Origin of the sequence: Brucella lupini (assembly GCF_002252535.1) — a bacterium.
GTDB classification, from domain to species: Bacteria; Pseudomonadota; Alphaproteobacteria; order Rhizobiales; family Rhizobiaceae; genus Brucella; species Brucella anthropi.
Genome location: NZ_NNRN01000053.1, coordinates 168010 through 189224, shown reverse-complemented (window position 1 = coordinate 189224; position 21215 = coordinate 168010). Strand labels below are relative to the sequence as shown.

Below are 21215 nucleotides of genomic sequence, written 5' to 3'. Positions count from 1 at the left end.
TGTGCCTTTTTGGAAGTCTTTCGATACGCCCGGTTATTTTCGCGGCTCCGTCCGGAACGGTGGACAGAGCCGCTATCGATCATCGCCGGGAGTATTGAATGCTGTTGAGCAGAACCGCGAGCACGATTACCGCGCCGGTAAAGACGGTCTGCCAGTAGGAGGACACGCCGATAATCACGAGGCCGTCGGAAAGGAAACCGATCACGAAAGCGCCGAGAAGTGTGCCCTGGATAGTACCGCGCCCCCCAGTGAGCGCAGCGCCACCGATAACCACGGCAGCGATTGCCGTCAGTTCGTAGGTGGTGCCTGCCGTCGGACCGGCCGACGTCAGCTGCGAAGAAAGAACCAGACCTGCAATGGCAGCGCAGATGCCGGAAATGACATAGACCGACACCTTGACGCGCTTGACCGGAACGCCGGACAGTTCAGCCGCACGTTCGTTGCCACCCGACGCATAGAGCCAGCGACCAAATGCGGTGCGGTTGAGAACGATGGCGCAGATGATGGCGAGAACCGCCAGAACCAGAACGCCGATCGGCACGCCGAACAGCTTGTTGAAACCGAGCCAGTCAAAGCCTGTATTGCCAAGCTCCGGACGTCCGCCGAGATTGTTGTAGGTCAGGCCATTGGTCATCAGAAGCGCCACGCCACGCGCGCAATAGAGAACGCCGAGCGTCGCAACGAAGGCCGGAACGCGCAGATAGGCGATGAGCACACCATTGACCGCGCCGACGAATGCGCCGAGCGCACAGGTGATGAGAACCACGGCCCAGACCGGGAAATAGAGAATGATGCCGAATTCCTGCAGCGTCACGCCCTGCATCAGGAACCCGGCGACCACACCGGCCAGCCCCAATGTGGAGCCAACGGAAAGATCGATGCCGCCATTGAGGATGACGAGCAGCATGCCGATGGCAAGCAGGCCGAAAATGGCCACGTGCGACGACATGATGAGGAAGTTATCGACCGAGAAATAATAAGGCGAAAGGAACGAGAAAACTGCAATGATCGCGATCAGTGCAAAAAATGCACGACCTTCGAGCAGCAGATGCACGATGCCGGGTTTCCGCTTCGCGCCGTTCGGAGCCGCTGTTTCTTTGTTGGTGCTCGTGACTGACATTCTATCAGTGCTCCATAACCAGAGCATTTAACAACCCGACTTTGTCGGGTCTTATGCTCTATCCTTTTGTTTTAACGCATAATCTTGTCCGAAAAGTCTGCAACTTTTCGGGATTATGCTTTAGTGACCGACCATGGCTTCGCCCGAGGCGGCCATGATCTTCTCCTTGGACACGTCCGATCCGAATTCGGCGGAGATGCGTCCACGGTGCATGACGATGATACGATGAGCGATGCTGAGGCATTCGCCGACTTCCGAAGTCGTGTAGACGACGGCCAGACCCTGCTTCGCCTTTTCAGCCAGAAGCTTGAACACTTCCGCCTTCGCCCCGATGTCGATGCCGCGGCTCGGCTCATCAAGCAGGATGACTTCCGGCTCGGTCGCCAGCATCTTGCCGATCACGACCTTCTGCTGGTTGCCACCGGAAAGCGAACCGATTGCCGCTTCGCCGCCATCCGTCTTGATGTGCACATTCTTGATCGACTGATTGACAATCTGCTTTTCGCGCTTGCGCGATGTGAACAGACCCTTGGTCATTTCGGTGATGCTGGCGAGCGACAGATTCTTGCCGACCGTCATCGTCTGGACGAGACCGTCGCGCTGGCGATCTTCCGGCACCAGCACAAGGCCCTTCTCGATACGTTGTGCGATGGTGAGGCCGGAAACGTCCTGCCCTTTGAGGAGAACGCGTCCGCCGCTTGCCTTGAGACGACCGGCAACGGTTTCCAGAAGTTCCGTGCGACCGGCGCCCATAAGACCATAAATGCAGACGATTTCACCTGCGCGCACATTGAGCGACATGCGGTCGACCAGCGAGAAGCCCGCGCCACCCGGGTCGGGAACGGTCAGGTTCTCAACAGAGAGCGCCACATCGCCCCAGTCATATCCGGTTGGAGGCGAGCCGAGATCGAAGTTCTCGCCGACCATGTTGCGCACGATCCATTCCAGATCAATTTCCTCACGCGGCGCATAGGCCGTCATGGTTCCGTCGCGCAGCACCACCGCATGATTGGTGATCTGCAACGCTTCTTCCAGATGATGCGAAATGTAGACGATGGCGACACCGCGCGCCGTCAGGTCGCGAATGACCTTGAACAGGACTTCCACTTCCGAGGCGCTGAGCGCCGAAGTCGGCTCATCCATGATGAGAATGCGCGAATTGACCGAAAGGGCGCGGGCGATTTCAACGACCTGCTGCTGGCCGAGACGAAGTTCCTCGACCGGCGTCAGCGGGTCGATGTCTTCTTCCAGTTCCTTCAGAAGCGCGCGCGTCAGGCGTTCTTCCTCGGCAAAATCAACGCCGGTGGCGGTGCGGATTTCGCGCCCCATGAAGATGTTGTCGCGCACGTTCATGTTGGGCGCGAGGCTCAATTCCTGATGGATGATCGAGATGCCGAGGTCGCGCGCTTCGGTGGACGAATTGAACGTCACAGGTTCGCCATCGAGAATGATCATGCCCGAAGTCGGCTGGATGACGCCCGAAAGCACTTTCATCAACGTTGATTTGCCAGCGCCGTTTTCGCCGAAAAGCGTCGTGACCTGACCACGGCGAATCTCGAAATTCACGCCCTTCAGGGCATGAATGCGACCATAGGATTTGGCAACGTTGTTTGCGGCAAGAACGACATCACCGTTTTTGCCTTCGATTTTCGAAGCGGTGCTCATTTCACTTCGAGCCCCACAGGCGTGACGAGCCAGTTCTTCGGATTGACGACCTTGAACACGCCAACCACCGTCACGGTCTTGCCGACGAGATTCTCGACATCGACGCCGGAAAGCACTTGCTTCTTCATCTCGTTGTTCAGGGCAGAACCGGCATTTTGATATTCGATCTGGTTCTTGAACTGGCCGAACTGGATTTCACCGGTCGCATCGCGCAGATCGGTGCCGTTGACGGCAGGGCCGGTCTGAACGCGGATGGCAACGCCTTCCGGCAGGCCGTCGACCTTCACGACATTGTAGTTGGATTTGCGCTCCTCAACGGTGCCTGTAAACTTGACCGGGACAACCGGATTGACGTCGCCGACGCCATATTTCTTTCCGGCGGCGGCCTTGTCGGCGGCGAGAGCCGTTCCAACTTCCACTGCATCCACGGCGCGCTGCTCAACGCTCGCCTTCACCTTGGGGAATTCGGAAGCACCGTAGGCATCGGGGGAGAAAGCCTGCTGGCGCACATCGGAATCAGACCCGATCTTCACGACCTTCGTGTCGAAGGCAATCGCACCGACAACCACGATCGCAGCGATCACGCTCCAGACGACGGCGCGGCTCAGCTTGGCGGGTTTTTGTGAAACTTGACTGGTTTGTGCACTCATTATCAAACGCCTTCAGCAATTCTGCCGTATTGTCGTTATGGAAACGGATGATGCGGCTGAATTAGACCGCCCGGAGATTACCCTCGACCATTGTCATCACGCTTACCGGATAGGCAAAAGCCTCCGCCAAAGCGGTGCAGGACGCGACAGACGAGATCATGATAGCCTCCACATGAATTCCAGGGCCCCGCTCCTCCGTGCACCCTGGAAACAGATGCGCCGCAATCAAAACCTATGATAGCGGCGTGTTATTAACTCCAATAATGATGTTATAAAGCTCGAAAGCTGTCAATCGGATGTTTTCGAAACACCGGTGAAATAGCACAATTTCGCGCCGAATCTCGATCACGATCTAGAGAAATCCACTACATAATTCGTTATCAATCGCACTATTCACAGCGCCGTCTTTTCTCGCAAAGCCAGCCATAGAGATACTCGCAAATTTCTATATTTTCTTTTATTTTCAATGAATTAAATATACTCAAAACCGAAGAAACATTAAGCCATCGATGGAAAACAGTGGGAAAACCGCACTGGAAGGCGCGGAGATTTTCCCTGCATTCACTCTTTGGTGAAAAAAAATGCGCCATCTAGAAAATTTTACAGACAACGTGATAGCGTTATGTTATCTCCAGCATGCGCCATCGCCCGATTTCATTATAAACAGGGCTGCGAGCGACGTATTTTCAGTCGCGGGAGGAATCCAAATGTCAATGAAAGCACATAGCCGCCATGCGTGAGAAAGGTGACATCATCATCGGGATCGACGCGGGCACGTCTGTGCTCAAGGCAGTCGCTTTCGACCTTAGCGGACGCCAGATCGAATCTGCTGCCGTTCGCAATAAATACGATACCGGCGAACATGGCGCTGTCACACAATCGCTTTCCCAGACGTGGCAAGACTGCGCGCGCGCCTTGCGCGACCTCGGTGCAAAGATGCCCGGCCTTGCCGAACGCACCGCGGCTATCGCCGTTACCGGCCAGGGTGACGGAACCTGGCTTGTCGGTCGCGACAACCAGCCGGTCAGCGACGCCTGGCTGTGGCTCGATGCCCGCGCGGCAACGACGGTGACGCGCCTCGCCGCTGGCCCCATGAACCGCGCGCGCTTTGAAGCGACCGGTACTGGGTTGAACACCTGCCAGCAAGGCTCGCAGATGGCGCATATGGACAGCATCGCGCCCGAGCTGCTGGACAATGCCGAAGTCGCGCTCCACTGCAAAGACTGGCTCTATCTCAATCTCACCGGCGTTCGCGCCACTGACCCTTCGGAAGCAAGCTTCACCTTCGGCAATTTCCGCAATCGCCAGTATGACGATGTCGTCATCGACGCGCTCGGTCTGAGGAAACGGCGTGGATTGCTGCCGGAAATCATCGACGGCACCGAAGTGCAGCATCCGCTATCCCCCGAAGCGGCAGCTGCAACGGGTTTGCGGGCAGGGACGCCGGTGAGTCTCGCCTATGTCGATATGGCCATGACAGCACTTGGTGCGGGCGTGCGCGGCGGCACAGCAGGCGCCGGGTGCTCGACCATTGGTTCGACAGGCGTCCATATGCGCGCCAAGCCGGTTGCCGATATCCACCTGAACAAGGAAGGCACCGGTTACGTCATCGCGCTGCCCATTCCCGGCATCGTCACCCAGGTGCAGACCAATATGGGGGCGACGATCAACATCGACTGGATATTGCAGGTTGCTGCCGACCTCATGTCGACGCCAGACAAGCCTGTTTCGCTCAGTGACCTCATTCCCCGCCTTGATGACTGGTTTAATGCCAGCCGTCCGGGTGCAATCCTCTATCATCCGTATATTTCGGAAGCGGGCGAACGCGGTCCCTTCGTCAATGCCTATGCCCGAGCCGGGTTCGTAGGCCTTTCCAGTCGCGACCGTTTCCCGGAAATGGTGCGCTCGGTTGTTGAGGGCCTCGGAATGGCGACGCGCGATTGCTACACGGCCATGGGTGCAATGCCCGCAGAATTGCGCATCACCGGCGGTGCAGCGCGTTCAAAAGCATTGCGCAGCACCCTTGCCGCAGCGGTGAATGCGCCCGTGCGCGTTTCCTCGCGTGAAGAGGCGGGAGCCGCAGGTGCTGCCATGATGGCTGCGGTAGCCATCGGCGCTTATCCGAGCATGGATGCATGTATTACGGAATGGGTCGAGCCGCTGCTTGGCCCTTGCGAGGCCCCGGATGGTCCGCGCGCAAAGCACTATGAAGAACTCTTCGTTGCCTATCAGGAAGCCCGGCTGGCACTGACGCCCGTCTGGGACAAGTTGGCTTCCGATAGAGCATTTCCAGCGAAAGCGTGAAGCGGTTTTGCGTTCGGAAATGCGGTGAACAAAACGAATAAGGCCGGACCTCCCTTCCGGCACATATAGACTATGGGATGCAATTGCATCCGAAGGAGCATGAAATGGCTGAACCGGAAACCTGCGATCTCTTTGTAATCGGTGGTGGCATCAACGGCGCGGGCGTGGCCCGTGACGCCGCCGGGCGCGGCCTCAAGGTGGTGCTGGCGGAAAAAGACGATCTGGCGCAGGGAACTTCGTCACGCTCCGGCAAGCTGGTACATGGTGGTCTGCGTTATCTCGAATATTATGAGTTTCGCCTTGTGCGCGAAGCGCTGATCGAGCGCGAAGTGCTGTTGAACGCCGCTCCCCATATCATCTGGCCAATGCGTTTCGTTCTGCCGCACAGCCCGCAGGACCGTCCAGCCTGGCTGGTGCGGCTTGGCCTGTTTCTCTATGACCACCTCGGCGGTCGCAAGAAGCTTCCCGGCACACGCACGCTCGACCTGCGGCGCGATCCGGAAGGCACGCCGATCCTCGACCAATATACCAAGGGCTTCGAATATTCCGACTGTTGGGTCGATGATGCCCGTCTCGTTGCATTGAATGCGGTTGGCGCTGCTGAAAAAGGCGCGACCATTCTGACCCGCACGCCTGTCGTCTCCGCTCGTCGCGAAAAAGGCGGCTGGATCGTGGAAACGAAAAACCGCGACACGGGCGAAACCCGCACATTCCGCGCGCGCTGCATCGTCAATTGCGCCGGACCATGGGTCACGGATGTCATCCACAATGTCGCCGGCTCCAACTCGTCGCGCAATGTGCGTCTCGTCAAGGGCAGCCACATCATCGTTCCGAAATTCTGGTCGGGCGCAAATGCCTATCTCGTCCAGAACCACGACAAGCGCGTTATCTTTATCAATCCTTACGAGGGCGACAAGGCGCTGATCGGCACCACCGACATCGCCTATGAAGGCCGTGCCGAAGATGTTGCGGCAGATGAGAAGGAAATCGAATATCTGCTGACTGCAGTGAACCGCTATTTCAAGGAAAAGCTGAGGCGTGAAGACGTGCTGCATTCCTTCTCCGGTGTTCGCCCGCTGTTCGACGACGGCAAGGGCAACCCTTCCGCCGTCACCCGCGACTATGTCTTTGACCTCGATGAAACCAATGACGCGCCGCTGCTCAACGTCTTTGGCGGCAAGATCACCACGTTCCGCGAACTGGCGGAGCGCGGCATGCATCGCCTCAAGCATATCTTCCCGAAGATGGGCGGCGACTGGACGCATGACGCACCGCTTCCGGGCGGCGAAATCGCCAATGCCGATTATGAAACCTTCGCCAACTCCTTGCGCGACACCTATCCGTGGATGCCGCGCGCGCTCGTCCAGCACTACGGTCGTCTCTACGGCGCACGCACGAAAGACGTTGTTGCAGGCGCACAGAACCTCGAAGGGCTCGGCCGTCATTTCGGCGGCAATTTCCATGAGGCGGAAGTGCGCTATCTGGTGGCCAGGGAATGGGCGAAGACGGCGGAAGACATTCTCTATCGCCGCACCAAGCACTATCTGCACCTGACCGAAGCCGAACGCGCCGCTTTCGTGGAATGGTTCGACAACGCTAAAATGGTCTCTTGAGGACACTATGGCCCTTACGCTTTCTCTGAACACCAATCCACTTGTGAACCGCTTTGCCGAACCGGATGACCTGATTGAAACGGTTGCGCGCGATCTGCGCCTGCGCGATCTCCAGCTCACACACGAGTTCATCAATCCGAGCTGGCAGGCTTCAACCATCCGCCGCCTGACGCGCGATATGGACAAGGCCTTGCAGCGCACCGGTGTCCGCGTCACTTCGGGCATGACCGGCCCCTATGGCCGCCTCAACCATTTCGGCCATCCGGATGCAGAAGTGCGTCGCTACTATATCGACTGGTTCAAGACCTTTGCCGACATTATCGGCGATCTTGGCGGCAAGTCGGTCGGCACGCAGTTTGCGATCTTCACCTATAAGGATTTCGATGACGCTGCGCACCGCGAAGACCTGATCAAGATCGCCATCGATTGCTGGGCGGAAGTCGCCGAACATGCGAGCCGTGCCGGTCTCGACTATGTGTTCTGGGAACCGATGAGCATCGGGCGTGAATTTGGCGAGACGATTGCCGAATGCATGAAGCTTCAGGATCGCCTGACCGCCGCCGACATGGCTATTCCAATGTGGATGATGGCCGATATCGACCACGGCGATGTGACTTCCGCCAATCCGGACGATTTCGATCCCTACGCCTGGGCACGCGCCGTGCCGAAAGTCTCGCCGATCATTCACATCAAGCAGAGCCTGATGGACAAGGGCGGACATCGTCCTTTCACAGCCGCGTTCAATGCCAAAGGACGCATCCAGCCGGAACCGCTTCTGAAAGCCTTTGCCGAAGGCGGCGCTGTGGACAATGAAATCTGCCTCGAACTGTCGTTCAAGGAGCGCGAGCCGAATGACCGTGAAGTCATTCCGCAGATTGCGGAAAGTGTGGCTTTCTGGGCTCCGCACATTGACACCGGCGCTAAGGACTTGAAGATATAAACGATTTCAGGAACCGGACCGCTTTCAATGGCAGATGCTGACGATTCACTGGCGCTGCGCGCCGCATGGCTTCACTTCGTGGCGGGCATGACCCAGTCAGCCGTTGCGAAGCGCCTTGGTCTGCCGTCCGTGAAAGCGCATCGCCTTATTGCCAAAGCCGTCGCGGACGGTGCGGTAAAGGTCAGTATCGACGGCGACATTACCGAATGTATCGACCTCGAAAACCGCCTCGCTGATATGTACGGCCTCGATTATTGCGAAGTTGCCCCTGACATTGGCGAGGAAGGCCTGCCACTCATGGCGCTTGGCCATGCGGGTGCGGATTTTCTGCGGCGCGAGATCGAGCATGGCGACCATGAAGTCATCGGCATCGGTCATGGCCGCACGCTTTCGGCTGCAGTCAACTATATGCCCCGCGTCGTTGCTAATGACCTGCGCTTCGTGTCGCTGCTCGGCGGCCTGACGCGCAATTTCGCCGCCAACCCGCACGACGTTATGCACCGTATCGCCGAAAAGACCGGCATGCCCGCTTATGTGATGCCGGTGCCCTTCTTCGCCAACACGGCGGAAGACCGCGAAGTGCTGCTCGCACAGCGCGGCGTCACCACCGTTTTCGACATGGGTTGCCAAGCCGAACTGAAGATCGTCGGCATCGGCACGGTCGATGCACAGGCGCAGCTTGTCACATCCGGCATGATAGAACTGGCCGAGGTCGAAGAGATCGCCAGCCTCGGCGGCGTTGGCGAAATGCTCGGCCATTTCTTTGACGCCAATGGCCAGCGCCTTGAAACCGCACTGACAGCCCGCACCATCGCTGCATCGGTCGAAAACGCGGATATGAGCCGAATCGTGGGCCTTGCCGGTGGAATTTCCAAGGCGGAAGCCATCCGGGCCGTGTTGAAAAGCGGTCGTCTTTACGGTCTCATCACCGATGAACGCACGGCAAAGACGCTCGTTGAGCAGCCGAACGGAAAATAACATAATAACATTTTTGCAATGGATTATTTTGTGATTTTGTGATCTAACTTCGCGCAGAAAATGTTCCGCCAATAAGATCGGACGAGAGCGTGAAGCGCGACGACAGAAGACAGGCGATTATAAACCTTCTGATCGAAAATCAGGCCGTCGATCTCGACGATCTGGCGGATCGGTTTGCCGTATCAAAAATGACGATCCATCGCGATCTGGATTCGCTGGAACATACCGGTGTGCTGCGCAAGGTACGCGGCGGCGCGACGATCGATACCGGCACACAATTTGAAAGCGATTTCCGCTTCCGCGAACGGCAGGACGGCGAAGCGAAGCAAAAGATGGCCCGCGCCGCGCTTGAGCTTGTTGAACCAGGCATGACGGTGATGATTAATGACGGCTCCATGGCGGCTGTCCTTGGCGGCATGCTTCTGGAAAAGCGCCCGCTGACAGTCATCACCAACAATGCGGTCATCATCGATGAACTGAAGGGCGAGAACGGGATCAATCTGATTGCGCTCGGCGGAACCTATTCAGCCAAGTTCAATGCGTTTTTCGGCATCCTGACTGAAGGGGCCCTGTCGCATCTAAGCGCCGACATCGCCTTCATTTCCTCGCCTGCAGTCAATGGCAAGCTCGTCTATCACATGGATGAGAATGTTGTTCGCACCAAGCGCGCGATGACGGCATCCGCCGCCCGCACCTGCCTTCTGGTCAATCACCAGCGGTTCGGACGCCCTGCCCTGCATGTCATGGCTGATCTTTCCGATTTTGACGCGATCATAACCGATGCCTCCCCCGACGCGACCGTACTGGCCGATCTTGAACAGGCGGGCATTGCACTGACCATCGCTGACGACTGCGCATAAACCTAGAGGACGAAAATCGAGCATGACAAAAATCTGGATTGGCACCAGCTGGAAGATGAACAAGACGCTGGCCGAGGCCCGCATTTTCGCCGAAGCCTTGAAAGCTGCCGATGCAAGCCGCTCGACCGACATTCAGCGTTTCGTCATCCCTCCCTTTACCGCCGTGCGCGAAGTAAAGGAAATCCTGTCCGGCACCTCCGTCAAGGTCGGCGCGCAGAACATGCATTGGGCCGATCAGGGTGCATGGACCGGCGAGATTTCGCCGCTGATGCTCAAGGACTGCAATCTAGATATCGTCGAGCTTGGCCATTCCGAGCGTCGTGAACATTTCGGTGAAACCAACGAAACGGTTGGCCTCAAGGTCGAAGCTGCGGTGCGCCACGGTTTGATCCCGCTCATCTGTATCGGTGAGACGCTGGAAGACCGCGAAAGCGGACGCGCCGCGGAAGTTCTTGAGGAAGAAGTGCGCGGTGCACTTTCCAAGCTTTCCGGTGACCAGAAGCAGGCGGAAATCCTGTTTGCCTATGAGCCGGTCTGGGCCATCGGCGAAAATGGTATCCCGGCATCGGCGGAATATGCCGATGCGCGCCAGGCGGAAATCATCGCGGTTGCAGAAAGCGTGCTCGGTCGTCGTGTGCCTTGCCTCTATGGCGGCTCGGTCAATCCGGGCAATTGCGAAGAGCTGATCGCCTGCCCGCACATTGACGGGCTTTTCATCGGTCGCTCGGCATGGAACGTCGAAGGTTACCTCAACATTCTGGCCAAGTGTGCCGCCAAGACTCGAGCTAATTAAGGAGCAATATGATGAAAGTAGCAGTAGCAGGCGACAGCGCCGGCGAAGGTCTGGCCAAGGTTCTCGCCGATCACCTCAAGGATCGCTTCGAGGTTTCGGAAATCTCGCGTACAGACGCTGGCGCAGATACATTCTACGCCAACCTCTCCGACCGCGTGGCTTCCGCCGTTCTCGACGGCACCTATGACCGCGCCATCCTCGTTTGCGGCACCGGCATCGGCGTATGCATTGCAGCCAATAAGGTTCCGGGCATCCGCGCCGCGCTGACGCACGACACCTATTCGGCAGAGCGCGCAGCGCTTTCCAACAATGCCCAGATCATCACCATGGGCGCCCGCGTCATCGGCTCGGAAGTAGCCAAGACCATTGCCGACGCCTTCCTCGCTGAGACCTTTGACGAAAATGGCCGTTCGGCTGGCAATGTCAACGCGATCAACGAAGTTGACGCGAAGTACAACAAGGGCTGATTATTCAGTTTCTTGAAAACAAAAAAAGCGGCCATCAGGCCGCTTTTCTTTTGGCTTATAGCAGGGCGCTAAGATGCTAACGCATCACGCCCTGAAGATGCTCAATCGCCGCACGGGCTTAACCAGGTCTCAGCGAGACTTGGTTTAACAGCAGAATTTAGCTGAACTTCGGGTCCAGAGAACCATCGCGATAGCGCTTTGCCATTTCGGAAAGCGGGATCGGACGGATCGAGGCAGCATGACCGGCAGTGCCGAACTGCTCGAAGCGCTCCTTGCAGAGCTTGGTCATGGCAGCCATTGCAGGCTTCAGGTATTTGCGCGGATCGAATTCGCTCGGATCTTCCTGCAGGACGCGGCGGATCTGGCCGGTCAGGGCCATGCGGTTGTCCGTGTCGATGTTGATCTTGCGCACGCCATGCTTGATGCCGCGCTGGATTTCCTCAACCGGAACGCCCCAGGTCGGCTTCATCTTGCCGCCGTACTTGTTGATGATTTCCTGCAGCTCTTCCGGCACAGAAGACGAACCATGCATGACCAGATGCGTGTTCGGCAGCTTGCGATGGATTTCCTCGATCACATTCATGGCCAGCACAGAACCGTCCGGCTTGCGGCTGAACTTGTAAGCGCCATGCGACGTGCCCATGGCGATTGCCAGTGCATCGACCTTGGTTTCGCGCACGAATTTCACGGCTTCGTCCGGATCGGTCAGAAGCTGGTCGTGCGACAGCACGCCTTCTGCGCCGTGGCCGTCTTCTGCATCGCCCATGCCGGTTTCGAGCGAACCCAGAACACCGAGTTCCCCTTCCACCGAGATGCCGCCGAGATGCGACATCTCGCTGACCTGACGCGTGACTGAAACATTGTAGTCCCAGTCGGCAGGCGTCTTGCCGTCAGCTTTGAGCGAACCGTCCATCATGACGGAGGTAAAGCCTGCCTGGATGGCGGTCATGCAGGTGGCGGCTTCGTTGCCGTGGTCCAGATGCACGCAAACCGGGATATGCGGATAGATTTCCGTCACCGCATCCATCATATGACGGAGCATGATGTCGTTTGCATAGGAACGCGCGCCGCGCGAAGCCTGCAGGATCACCGGCGCATCGGCGGCATCCGCCGCTTCCATGATGGCAAGCGCCTGTTCCATGTTGTTGATGTTGAATGCCGGGACGCCGTAACCCTTTTCAGCGGCGTGATCGAGCAATTGCCGCAGCGTAATGCGCGCCATTTCTAGCCTCCTAGAGCGCATCCCGAAAAGTGTGAAACGGTTTTCGGAACAAGATGCGCGTAAAAACAAATGGATGGAGCATTTCCAATGCTCCAGACGATGTCAGATCAGGTTATTTCGCGAAATATTCGCCGAGGATATCCACCTCTTCGGCCACGCCGAACACCAGCGCACTGCGCTCGTGATAGGTTTGCGGGACGATATCGAGAATGGATCTCGAACCGTCGGTCGCCTTGCCACCCGCCTCACGGGCGAGGAAAGCAATTGGATTGGCTTCGTAGACGAGCCGCAAGCGGCCCTTTTCGTAGCCGGGGCGGCTGTCATTCACGTAAAAGAACAAACCGCCACGCTGCATGATGCGGTGCATGTCGCCCACCGCAGCACCGAGCCAGCGCATGTTGAAGTTACGCCCGCGCGGACCATCCTTTCCAAGGAATGCGTCGTTGACATAGGCCTGCATACCAGCGGACAAATGCCGCTGGACGGATGCGTTGAATGCCAGATCGGACGTGCGTTCCGGCAGCGTCACATTGCGGCGCGTGATATGGAAAATCCCGCTTGCCGGATCGAAGGTCGCGAAGATCACGCCCTCGCCGACCGAAAAGCCGAGATCGACCGAATTGCCGTAGGAAACATAACCGGCTGCAATCTGGCGGTTGCCGGGCTGCAAAAACGGCTCAGCCGTATCTGCCGGGAAAACCGAGAAAATCGTGCCAAGCGGTGCGCCGAGACCCACATTGCCCGAACCGTCAAGCGGATCGATGGCAACGGCAATCAGCCCATCCGCCTTGCCTGCGACGGGGAGGTCCGCTTCTTCCGAAAGAATGGAGGCTGCACCCGCCGCAATCAGCAGCTCGACGAACAGATTGTGCGAACCGACATCAATGCACTTCTGCTGGTCCTGATCGCTGTTGACGCCGACAAGCTTGCCCGGATCGCCGGGAAGCGAACCGCGTGCAATGCGACCGGCGAGCCGCGTTGCGCCAGCAAGAATAGCCTTGATAGCGTCGGCGGTCGCAAGACGCAAGCCGTCCTTGCCAGCCCAGTTGTCGAGATAGGCGCCGACCGCTTCTGCTTCCACGCGATCGCTATCGCCCACCAGAACCAGTGGAGAAAAATTGCCAGCCATCGTCATTTGCCCTGCTCCAGCAAGAATTTGGCGCGGGCGATAATCGCCTCCGCCGTGATGCCGAATTTTTCATAGAGCACCTCGGCAGGTGCCGAAGCGCCAAAGCCATCCATGCCGATCACATCGTCTTCGCTGTCGACATAACGCGTCCAGCCGAACTTGCCTGCGGCCTCGACGGCGATGCACGGCGCATCGCCCAGAACACCCTTGCGGTAATCCTTGCCCTGCTTTTCAAACAGATCCCAGCTCGGCATGGAGACAACCGCCGTTGCGATGCCTTCTTCTGCGAGCTTTTCGGCGGCCTTCACTGCGAGCGAGACTTCCGTGCCCGTGGCAAGCAGCGTGATCTGGCGTTCGCCCTTCGCCTCACGCAGCACATAGGCGCCGCGTGCGGAAAGGTTCTCGCCATTATCGGTGCGAAGCTGCGGCACGTTCTGGCGCGACAGGGCCAGAACCGAAGGCGTATGCGGATCAGAAACCGCCACAGCCCAGCATTCCAGCGTTTCAATCGTGTCTGCCGGACGGAAGACATAAAGGTTCGGCATGGCGCGCAGGCTGGCCAGATGTTCGACCGGCTGGTGGGTCGGGCCGTCTTCGCCGAGGCCGATGGAGTCGTGTGTCAACACATGGATGACACGCACGCCCATCAGCGCCGAAAGGCGGATGGCGTTACGGGCGTAATCGGAGAACACCATGAAGGTGCCGCCGTAAGGGATGAAACCGCCATGAACCGCTATACCGTTCATAGCCGCGCCCATTGCAAATTCACGCACACCGTAGCTGACATAGCGACCGCTCTTTTCCGGCGTGAAATCGCTGTCGACGGCAGGAACGCGGGTGAGGTTCGAATGGGTAAGGTCAGCCGAACCGCCGATCATTTCCGGCAGGGCTGCCGTCAGGCTTTCAAGCGCGATCTGGCTTGCCTTGCGGGTTGCAACATTCAGCGGCTTGTCGAGGAGGCGCTGCTTGGCGTCGTGGACAACTGCCGCAAAGCCTTCCGGCAGAACGCCGGCAATACGACGGTCGAATTCGGCGCGTTCGGTTGCAGGCAGCGTATCAACGCGCTTCTGCCATGCTTCACGTTCCGAAACGCCACGCGCACCGGCTTCACGCCAGGCATTGAGCAACGGTGCAGGGATTTCGAAAGCTTCCGCCGTCCAGCCGAGCGCTGCCTTGGTGGCGGCGTTTTCCGCGGCACCCAGCGGCGCGCCATGCACGCCACTCGTACCGGCGCGATTTGGCGAACCATAGCCGATGACAGTCTTGAGCGCGATCAGCGTCGGGCGGTCGGCTTGAGCCTTGGCGCGCGTCAGCGCCGCATCGATGGCGTCGTGATCGTGACCGTCGACCTTTTCGACATTCCAGCCGCAAGCCTTGAACTTGGCGGGAATATCGTCGGTGAAGGCGATTTCCGTGCTGCCGTCGATGGTGATGCCGTTATCATCATAAAGCAGGATCAGCTTGCCGAGGCGAAGGTGACCGGCAAGCGAGATCGCTTCCTGTCCCACGCCTTCCATGAGGCAGCCGTCGCCGCAGAACACATAAGTGCGGTGATCGACAATATCCTTGCCGAACTGGTCGGCGAGCGCGCGTTCGGCGATTGCCATGCCGACAGAGCTGGCGAGACCCTGACCGAGCGGGCCGGTGGTCAGCTCAACGCCTTCTGTATGACCATATTCCGGATGACCGGCGGTCTTCGAACCCCACTGGCGGAAGTTCTTCAGCTCATCGATGGACACATCCTTGTAGCCCGCCAGATAGAGCGCGCTGTAAAGCAGCATCGAGCCGTGACCGTTGGAGAGCACGAAACGGTCGCGGTCCGCCCAATTGGGAGCCGATGCGTCGAATTTCAGATGCTTCGAGAACAGAACGGCTGCGGCGTCAGCCATGCCGAGCGGCATTCCCGGATGGCCGGAATTGGCGGCATCGACGGCATCGATCGAGAGAGCGCGAATGCAGTTGGCGAGTTGCAGCATATCTGATACGGGCGGGGCGAAATTCATCGGCGGCAACCTCCTTGCCAAAAGCAAAGCCTTGAGCATGTCCGGCAGACGAAACCCGGTTCGGTGCCGATATGCGTAAAACAACTAAGCCAGAGCGCATCGCGCTCGTGCTGCCTGAGATTTCGCAGTCCTTTTAAGGCCAGCCTCTCAGGCACCAATTCCGGTAACACCGTTTCAAAAGCATAACAATACGGCCATAACATTATAACGATTTAAATGTGATCTTGAGTGTGATTTTTCTTTCCACACCCCTGTTTCAGGCCCTTCGGACGGGCCGAATCGCAGCTCTGGCGTCGCGACTCACCTCTCGAAACACAAAAAAGCAGCCCGTAGATCACCACGGACTGCGCTTTATAATGGTATCGAAATGAGGCGGATTACGCCCCGGCCATGCGCTGGCGTCTCTCACGCAACAGCATCGGACCGTATTCCAGGACATAAAGCCCGAAAGCACCCATCCAGAGCAAAGCCGATGCTGCGAGGATGGTATGGAAGAAATTCGGCATGACTTCCGCCAGCGGACGGATCAGCGCTGCCGCGACAAGGCAAAGATAAGCGACCTGTGTGACGGGCGAGGCAGTCAGTTCGCGCCCGGTATGGCCGCGGGTGGCCCGCGTCATGACCGCCAGCATCATGCAGCCGATTGCGCCGACAGTCACGACATGCAAGGCGGAATAGGGGTTGAGGCGATCAATGGCGGAAAGACCGATGGCGATGAAACCGAGCGGGATGAACGCATAGGCGACATGAAGAACCAGCAGCAGCTTTTCCCGCGCCACAGACCATCCCCGCCAGCGGTAAAGCCGCACGATGTGAAACAGGGCTGCGATCCACGCCAGCACCGCCGTTATCGTCTGATCAGGAGCGGCGATCCAGCCGATGCAGGCAGCCACCCCGACAAGAATGCTGAAACCGTCATAGCGGTTGAAAGACACCGGAAAGCGTGTCCGCCCCATCTTGTTGAGCCAGTTGCGGGTGAAACTTGGCACAATGCGCCCGCCAATCACCATGACCAGCAGGACATAGGCGCTGACCCCGATGCGGTTAGCCAATGCCACGTCGCCGTCGGTCAGGATCAGATAATGGAAGACAAGATTGGCAACCATCACCGTCGTCACGCCAACCAGTACCTTCAGGTTTTTCCATTGGCGCCCGGCAATGATTTCCCGCGCACAGATGAAAAGCAGCAAGGGCAGAAACAGGCTTTCGACAACGACTGCAAAGTGCACATCGATTAGGTCAGGCTCCAGAAAGACCAGCCGTCCGGCAAGCCATACCCCGCAGAGAATGGCGAGCGGTGTGCCAGATACCGGCAAGCCTCCCGTCCAGTTCGGAATGGCTGTCAGCAGAAAGCCTGCCAGAACGGCAGAGGAGAAACCGAACACCATTTCATGGGCGTGCCAGTTCAACCCGCCATAGGAGCCGCCGAGCGGCATTCCGAGTGTCAGTGACAATATCCAGAAGAGCATGGCCAGAACGGCCCATATGGCTCCGCCCAGAAAGAATGGGCGGAAGCCATAGCTGAGGAGGACGGGACCGGTCATTTTCAGTCCGCGCGGCATACCTTTTTGATCGGATGGCATCGCAGCAGGTACTGCCTGCAGGCCTGGCTGTCTGGTCATGATGTCCTCGTCATGAAGCCGGTTCAAGTTCGGCTCATCGAGAGTTTTCGGTCAATCTTATTTGGCGCTCTTATTTGGCGCTGGCGATGACCTTTTCCAGCCGCTCCTGAACAATCTTCGGCTTCTTGGCCGAAACGATCTGGTCGAGATTGGCCGGGCTGTCACCGACAGCGATGAGCGCGATCATACCCATGGCATAATGCGGTGTGCACTTTACCAGATATGCGCCGGGCTGGGTAACCGTCAGCACATAGTTCTCGTTGATCTTGCTTTTGAACTTTTCGGCACCTTCAGGGATCATGTCCTTGATGGATTCGACATTATGTCCTTTGTCCACCGGAATAAAGGTGACCGTGTCGCCGGGATTGGCCTTGATATAGGCAGGCTCGAAAACCATGGCGCCCTCGGCGCCCTTGTTGAGCATATGAACTTCGATATTTTCGGCAAGAGCGGGGGCAGCCAGCATGGCGAGGATGCCTGCGGCAGCAAATTTGATCGCGATGTTACGCATTTTGTCCTGATCTCCAACGATTGGCGCACCTGCCGTCTCGGCCTCAACACGCCACGTAATGGGGTTTAGACCCGTCGCCTGCCAACCTCTTTGATCTGGATCAAACAGGTGAAGTTATTCATGATAATGACGCTCAGAATAAAACTGATTGATTTTCTGCATTCCACCATCGCACCATTTGATGTGCCCGCCAGCCCTTTTGCCGCAGCCTCCGGTCAGCCTGCGCGACATGACAAGCCTGCATGCATCTTGTATGCATTCAACGAACGATACTCGCCTTCACGCCTATTACAGCCCAGCACTGCCCCCTTAAGAACGGCCCCCGAGAATTGGCAAGGAATGACAGAATGAGCGACACCATTTCGATTTCGACAGAAGAACTCGCCAGGCTTGTGCGAGAAATCCTGCACAAGGCAGGTTTCAGCGCCGATCATGCCACAGCCATTGCCAAGACGATTGTGGCGGGTGAGCGCGACGGCTGCAAATCGCATGGTGTCTACCGTATCGAAGGCTGCCTGCGCACGCTGAAGAGCGGCAAGGTCGTTGCCGATGCCGATCCGGTCGTCACGACCGATGACAGCGCCGTCGTTCGCGTCGATGCCAAGGGCGGTTTTGCCAATCTGGCGTTCGAGCGCGGTACGCCTGCCCTCGTCGAGAAGGCGCGCAAGCTCGGCGTCGCGGCGCTGGCGATCAACGACTGCACCCATTTTGCGGCCTTGTGGCCGGAAGTCGAAGCACTTGCCGAACAGGGGCTTGCGGCAATGGCCATGTGCCCGAGCTATGCCACCGTTGCGCCCGCTGGCGGAACGAAGCCGCTTCTCGGCACCAACCCCTTTGCCTTCGGCTGGCCTCGCTCCGGCGATTATCCTTATGTGTTCGACTTTGCGACCAGCGTTGCCGCACGTGGCGAACTGGAACTCTACCGTCGCGCCGGAAAGCAACTGCCGGAAGGCTGGGCCGTCGATGCAGACGGCAATCCGACGACCGATCCGGAAGCCGCCCTTGCAGGCGCGATGCTGCCATTTGGCGGGCACAAGGGATCGGCCATCTCCACGATGATCGAACTTTTGGCCGGTGTGATGATCGGTGATTTCACCAGCCCCGAAGCGCTCGATTTCCTTGGCACGACGACGCTGGCGCCGCGCCATGGCGAACTCATCATTGCCTTCGACCCTGCTCGCATGGCAGGTGGTCGCGGCAATCCGCAGGAGCGCGGCGAAATCCTGATCGAAGCGATAGCCGGACAGGGCGCGCGCCTGCCGTCGCAGCGCCGCTTTGCCGCCCGCCGCGATTCATTGGCCAAAGGCATCATGCTTACCGCTGCCGAAATGGCGCTTCTGGAAAAACTGAAGGATAAGGGTCTGGACGCCATATCCTGACCAGACACAAAAAGGCGCCGGAATTCGGCGCCTTTTTCTTTTATCTGTATGCGTTTCAGGCAGCGTATTTCGCCGCCGCACTGCCCTGCTTGAGCCAGTCGGCATACCAGGTCTGGAACAGCTTAAGCTGGGTTTCGCAATAGCCGCGCTGGCTATCGGACAGCTTGTCCGTCTCATTGAAATGCAGCTCATATTCCGGATTGCCGGTCAGAACCATCATGTGCTTGTAGAAGAGAACGAGGTCAGGGCCTTCATCGAAGGATGACAGCACGTCCAGTGCGGCTTCCAGTTCCAGCGCCAGCTTGCGTGCCTCGACATCGCCTTTGGCGGCGGCCTTCGACAGTGCCACCAGATGCTGGACTTCCTTCGGCAGCACATTGCCGATGCCGGTGATCGCACCAGTTGCACCGCAATTGACGAAGCCGTGGAAAACGCCGGTATCGACGCCGACCATCAGGGTTACATTGTCATCGGCGCTCGTGATGTTTTCGGCTGCATAACGCATGGCTTCCGCACCGCCGAACTCCTTGAAGCCGATGAGGTTCGGATGTTCCGCACGCAGTGCGAAGAACAGGTCGGCGCGGGTCGCAAAGCCGTAATACGGGCTGTTGTAGATAACGGCTGGCAGATCGGGAGCTGCCGCAAGGATCGCCTTGAAATGGGCCTTCTGCGCCGAGATCGACGAACCACGCGAGAGAACACGCGGAATGACCATCAGGCCCTTCGCGCCAACTTTCTGCGCATGGGCTGCGTGGGCGGCAGCGATCTTCGTGTTGACAGCGCCGGTGCCGACGACGACGGGCACGCCTGCCTTGGCAAGCGCTTCAACGCCAGCCATGCGTTCCTCATCCGAGAGAAGCGGCCAGTCGCCCATGGAACCGCAATAGACAACCGCAGACATGCCCTTCGCGATCAGTTCCTTGCCTTTGCGGACCAGCGCATCGAAATCCGGCGTGCGGTCGGGCTTGCAGGGGGTCATGAGGGCCGGAATGCAACCGGAGAAAATATTAGAGGTCATAGCGTCGTTCCTTGGACGTTTTTCCTTGAGCGTTCTTCACGCGGGCTGGATCTACAATCGGTCTGCCGAACCTTGTATTGAAATCAAATATACACTTTGTATTTTTCTTGTCGACCAAAATTTTATTTCGGGATAGGATTGCTTGACCGATGAGATTTAAACTGGTGTTAGAATGCAGTTGTGCTGCGGCAATTACACCGACAGAGGACAGACAAGATCATGGACAAAGACGACGCAAACCAGACAGCCGACCGGAAAAAAGGTTCAGGTGTCAAGCTGGTTTACGACGTGCTGCGCGACGAGATCATCGATCTTTCGCTCGCGCCGGGTAGCCCCATTGATGAAAACCAGCTGGCCGAACGCTTTTCCATGTCACGCACGCCTATACGCGAAGCATTGGTGCGGCTGGCAAGCGACGGTTTCGTAACCACGCTTCCCAATCGCTCGACCGTTGTGTCCAATATCGACTTTTTGAGCCTGCCCGCATTTTTCGACGCAGTAACGCTGATGTACCGCGTGACCACGCGGCTTGCCGCCCGCAACCGGACCGACAAGGATCTTGAGAACATCCGTGCGCATCAGGAAGCTTTTGCCCGCGCAGTCCGTTCACAAAATGCGCTGGAAATGATCGCGACCAACCGCGATTTTCACGCCGCTATTGCTGAAGCGGGTCGCAATCCCTTCTACACCACCTTCTTTTCGAGGCTTCTCGATGAAGGGCGCAGGCTGTTGCGCCTCTATTACCAGTCTTTCGCCGATCGCCTGCCCGAGCGCTACGTCACCGAGCATGAAGACATGATCCGCGCCATCGAAGAACGGGACGTGGATACCGCCGATCTGCTTGGCAAGGCCCATGGAGACCAGATCGTCTATCAGATCCGCAAGCTGATTGCGGAAGACCGTCGCGACCAGCTCGATTTATAGAGCAGCAATTCCGGCAG

The 21215-nt window shown here is 58.0% G+C and carries 18 protein-coding genes; 9 read left to right on the top strand and 9 right to left on the bottom strand.

Annotation, left to right across the window (positions count from 1 at the left end):
- Positions 1 to 79 precede the first annotated feature (79 nt).
- The 3 genes from CES86_RS17755 to CES86_RS17745 form a co-directional block, all read right to left on the bottom strand.
- The gene (locus CES86_RS17755) at positions 80 to 1120 is read right to left on the bottom strand and encodes an ABC transporter permease (RefSeq protein WP_010660874.1); all 1041 of its coding nucleotides are present in this window, start codon (positions 1118 to 1120) and stop codon (positions 80 to 82) included.
- Positions 1121 to 1240: 120 nt separating this feature from the next.
- Positions 1241 to 2785 (bottom strand): sugar ABC transporter ATP-binding protein, encoded by a 1545-nt coding sequence (locus CES86_RS17750; protein ID WP_094515043.1) that lies wholly within the window; start codon positions 2783 to 2785, stop codon positions 1241 to 1243.
- A complete protein-coding gene (locus CES86_RS17745; RefSeq protein ID WP_011982655.1) occupies positions 2782 to 3435 on the bottom strand; it encodes a DUF2291 domain-containing protein in 654 nt (217 codons plus the stop codon). Before CES86_RS17745 ends, CES86_RS17750 begins: the two co-directional genes overlap by 4 nt.
- 732 nt (positions 3436 to 4167) lie before the next feature.
- Between CES86_RS17745 and CES86_RS17740 the strand changes: the two genes are divergently transcribed.
- From CES86_RS17740 to derI, 7 genes are all read left to right on the top strand, one after another.
- Positions 4168 to 5739: an FGGY-family carbohydrate kinase gene (locus CES86_RS17740; RefSeq protein WP_094515042.1), complete on the top strand. Its 1572-nt coding sequence runs from the start codon at positions 4168 to 4170 to the stop codon at positions 5737 to 5739.
- A 104-nt stretch (positions 5740 to 5843) separates the two neighbouring features.
- Positions 5844 to 7352, top strand: a complete 1509-nt coding sequence (locus tag CES86_RS17735) for a glycerol-3-phosphate dehydrogenase (RefSeq protein ID WP_094515041.1) — start codon at positions 5844 to 5846, stop codon at positions 7350 to 7352.
- A 7-nt stretch (positions 7353 to 7359) separates the two neighbouring features.
- Positions 7360 to 8292 (top strand): sugar phosphate isomerase/epimerase family protein, encoded by a 933-nt coding sequence (locus CES86_RS17730; RefSeq protein ID WP_094515040.1) that lies wholly within the window; start codon positions 7360 to 7362, stop codon positions 8290 to 8292.
- Between the two features lie 27 nt (positions 8293 to 8319).
- Entirely contained in the window at positions 8320 to 9270 is a 951-nt protein-coding gene (locus CES86_RS17725) for a sugar-binding transcriptional regulator (RefSeq protein WP_094515039.1), read from the top strand.
- An 89-nt stretch (positions 9271 to 9359) separates the two neighbouring features.
- Positions 9360 to 10130, top strand: a complete 771-nt coding sequence (locus tag CES86_RS17720) for a DeoR/GlpR family DNA-binding transcription regulator (RefSeq protein WP_029928117.1) — start codon at positions 9360 to 9362, stop codon at positions 10128 to 10130.
- A 22-nt stretch (positions 10131 to 10152) separates the two neighbouring features.
- Positions 10153 to 10923, top strand: coding sequence for a triose-phosphate isomerase (locus CES86_RS17715; protein WP_094515038.1), 771 nt, complete (start codon positions 10153 to 10155; stop codon positions 10921 to 10923).
- 11 nt (positions 10924 to 10934) lie between these two features.
- Positions 10935 to 11390: a D-erythrulose-4-phosphate isomerase gene (derI, locus tag CES86_RS17710; protein ID WP_029928121.1), complete on the top strand. Its 456-nt coding sequence runs from the start codon at positions 10935 to 10937 to the stop codon at positions 11388 to 11390.
- A 157-nt stretch (positions 11391 to 11547) separates the two neighbouring features.
- Here derI and fba read toward each other — a convergent pair whose 3' ends face one another.
- The 5 genes from fba to CES86_RS17685 all read right to left on the bottom strand — a co-directional run bounded on the left by fba (position 11548) and on the right by CES86_RS17685 (position 17877).
- On the bottom strand, positions 11548 to 12612 hold the full coding sequence (fba, locus tag CES86_RS17705; protein WP_010660864.1) for a class II fructose-bisphosphate aldolase: 1065 nt from the start codon (positions 12610 to 12612) through the stop codon (positions 11548 to 11550).
- A 112-nt stretch (positions 12613 to 12724) separates the two neighbouring features.
- A complete protein-coding gene (locus tag CES86_RS17700) occupies positions 12725 to 13747 on the bottom strand; it encodes a class 1 fructose-bisphosphatase (RefSeq protein WP_010660863.1) in 1023 nt (340 codons plus the stop codon).
- On the bottom strand, positions 13744 to 15744 hold the full coding sequence (tkt, locus tag CES86_RS17695) for a transketolase (RefSeq protein ID WP_029928123.1): 2001 nt from the start codon (positions 15742 to 15744) through the stop codon (positions 13744 to 13746). Before tkt ends, CES86_RS17700 begins: the two co-directional genes overlap by 4 nt.
- A gap of 377 nt (positions 15745 to 16121) precedes the next feature.
- Positions 16122 to 17366: an NnrS family protein gene (locus CES86_RS17690; RefSeq protein ID WP_029928125.1), complete on the bottom strand. Its 1245-nt coding sequence runs from the start codon at positions 17364 to 17366 to the stop codon at positions 16122 to 16124.
- Between the two features lie 70 nt (positions 17367 to 17436).
- Positions 17437 to 17877 (bottom strand): pseudoazurin, encoded by a 441-nt coding sequence (locus CES86_RS17685; protein ID WP_010660860.1) that lies wholly within the window; start codon positions 17875 to 17877, stop codon positions 17437 to 17439.
- A gap of 347 nt (positions 17878 to 18224) precedes the next feature.
- Between CES86_RS17685 and CES86_RS17680 the strand changes: the two genes are divergently transcribed.
- Entirely contained in the window at positions 18225 to 19256 is a 1032-nt protein-coding gene (locus CES86_RS17680; RefSeq protein ID WP_029928127.1) for an Ldh family oxidoreductase, read from the top strand.
- A gap of 55 nt (positions 19257 to 19311) precedes the next feature.
- Here CES86_RS17680 and CES86_RS17675 read toward each other — a convergent pair whose 3' ends face one another.
- Entirely contained in the window at positions 19312 to 20274 is a 963-nt protein-coding gene (locus CES86_RS17675; protein WP_011982643.1) for a dihydrodipicolinate synthase family protein, read from the bottom strand.
- 219 nt (positions 20275 to 20493) lie between these two features.
- Between CES86_RS17675 and CES86_RS17670 the strand changes: the two genes are divergently transcribed.
- Positions 20494 to 21198: a GntR family transcriptional regulator gene (locus tag CES86_RS17670; RefSeq protein ID WP_006468363.1), complete on the top strand. Its 705-nt coding sequence runs from the start codon at positions 20494 to 20496 to the stop codon at positions 21196 to 21198.
- The last annotated feature ends 17 nt before the right edge of the window (positions 21199 to 21215 follow it).

What these genes read in the sequence shown, in the direction of transcription:
- CES86_RS17755 (WP_010660874.1), bottom strand. Translation starts at nt 1,120, where the DNA reads ATGTCAGTCACGAGCACCAACAAAGAAACAGCGGCTCCGAACGGCGCG.
- CES86_RS17750 (WP_094515043.1), bottom strand. Translation starts at nt 2,785, where the DNA reads ATGAGCACCGCTTCGAAAATCGAAGGCAAAAACGGTGATGTCGTTCTT.
- CES86_RS17675 (WP_011982643.1), bottom strand. Translation starts at nt 20,274, where the DNA reads ATGACCTCTAATATTTTCTCCGGTTGCATTCCGGCCCTCATGACCCCC.
- CES86_RS17735 (WP_094515041.1), top strand. Translation starts at nt 5,844, where the DNA reads ATGGCTGAACCGGAAACCTGCGATCTCTTTGTAATCGGTGGTGGCATC.
- CES86_RS17745 (WP_011982655.1), bottom strand. Translation starts at nt 3,435, where the DNA reads ATGAGTGCACAAACCAGTCAAGTTTCACAAAAACCCGCCAAGCTGAGC.
- CES86_RS17730 (WP_094515040.1), top strand. Translation starts at nt 7,360, where the DNA reads ATGGCCCTTACGCTTTCTCTGAACACCAATCCACTTGTGAACCGCTTT.
- CES86_RS17680 (WP_029928127.1), top strand. Translation starts at nt 18,225, where the DNA reads ATGAGCGACACCATTTCGATTTCGACAGAAGAACTCGCCAGGCTTGTG.
- CES86_RS17725 (WP_094515039.1), top strand. Translation starts at nt 8,320, where the DNA reads ATGGCAGATGCTGACGATTCACTGGCGCTGCGCGCCGCATGGCTTCAC.
- CES86_RS17670 (WP_006468363.1), top strand. Translation starts at nt 20,494, where the DNA reads ATGGACAAAGACGACGCAAACCAGACAGCCGACCGGAAAAAAGGTTCA.
- fba (WP_010660864.1), bottom strand. Translation starts at nt 12,612, where the DNA reads ATGGCGCGCATTACGCTGCGGCAATTGCTCGATCACGCCGCTGAAAAG.
- CES86_RS17715 (WP_094515038.1), top strand. Translation starts at nt 10,153, where the DNA reads ATGACAAAAATCTGGATTGGCACCAGCTGGAAGATGAACAAGACGCTG.
- derI (WP_029928121.1), top strand. Translation starts at nt 10,935, where the DNA reads ATGAAAGTAGCAGTAGCAGGCGACAGCGCCGGCGAAGGTCTGGCCAAG.
- CES86_RS17700 (WP_010660863.1), bottom strand. Translation starts at nt 13,747, where the DNA reads ATGACGATGGCTGGCAATTTTTCTCCACTGGTTCTGGTGGGCGATAGC.
- CES86_RS17690 (WP_029928125.1), bottom strand. Translation starts at nt 17,366, where the DNA reads ATGACCAGACAGCCAGGCCTGCAGGCAGTACCTGCTGCGATGCCATCC.
- tkt (WP_029928123.1), bottom strand. Translation starts at nt 15,744, where the DNA reads ATGAATTTCGCCCCGCCCGTATCAGATATGCTGCAACTCGCCAACTGC.
- CES86_RS17740 (WP_094515042.1), top strand. Translation starts at nt 4,168, where the DNA reads ATGCGTGAGAAAGGTGACATCATCATCGGGATCGACGCGGGCACGTCT.
- CES86_RS17685 (WP_010660860.1), bottom strand. Translation starts at nt 17,877, where the DNA reads ATGCGTAACATCGCGATCAAATTTGCTGCCGCAGGCATCCTCGCCATG.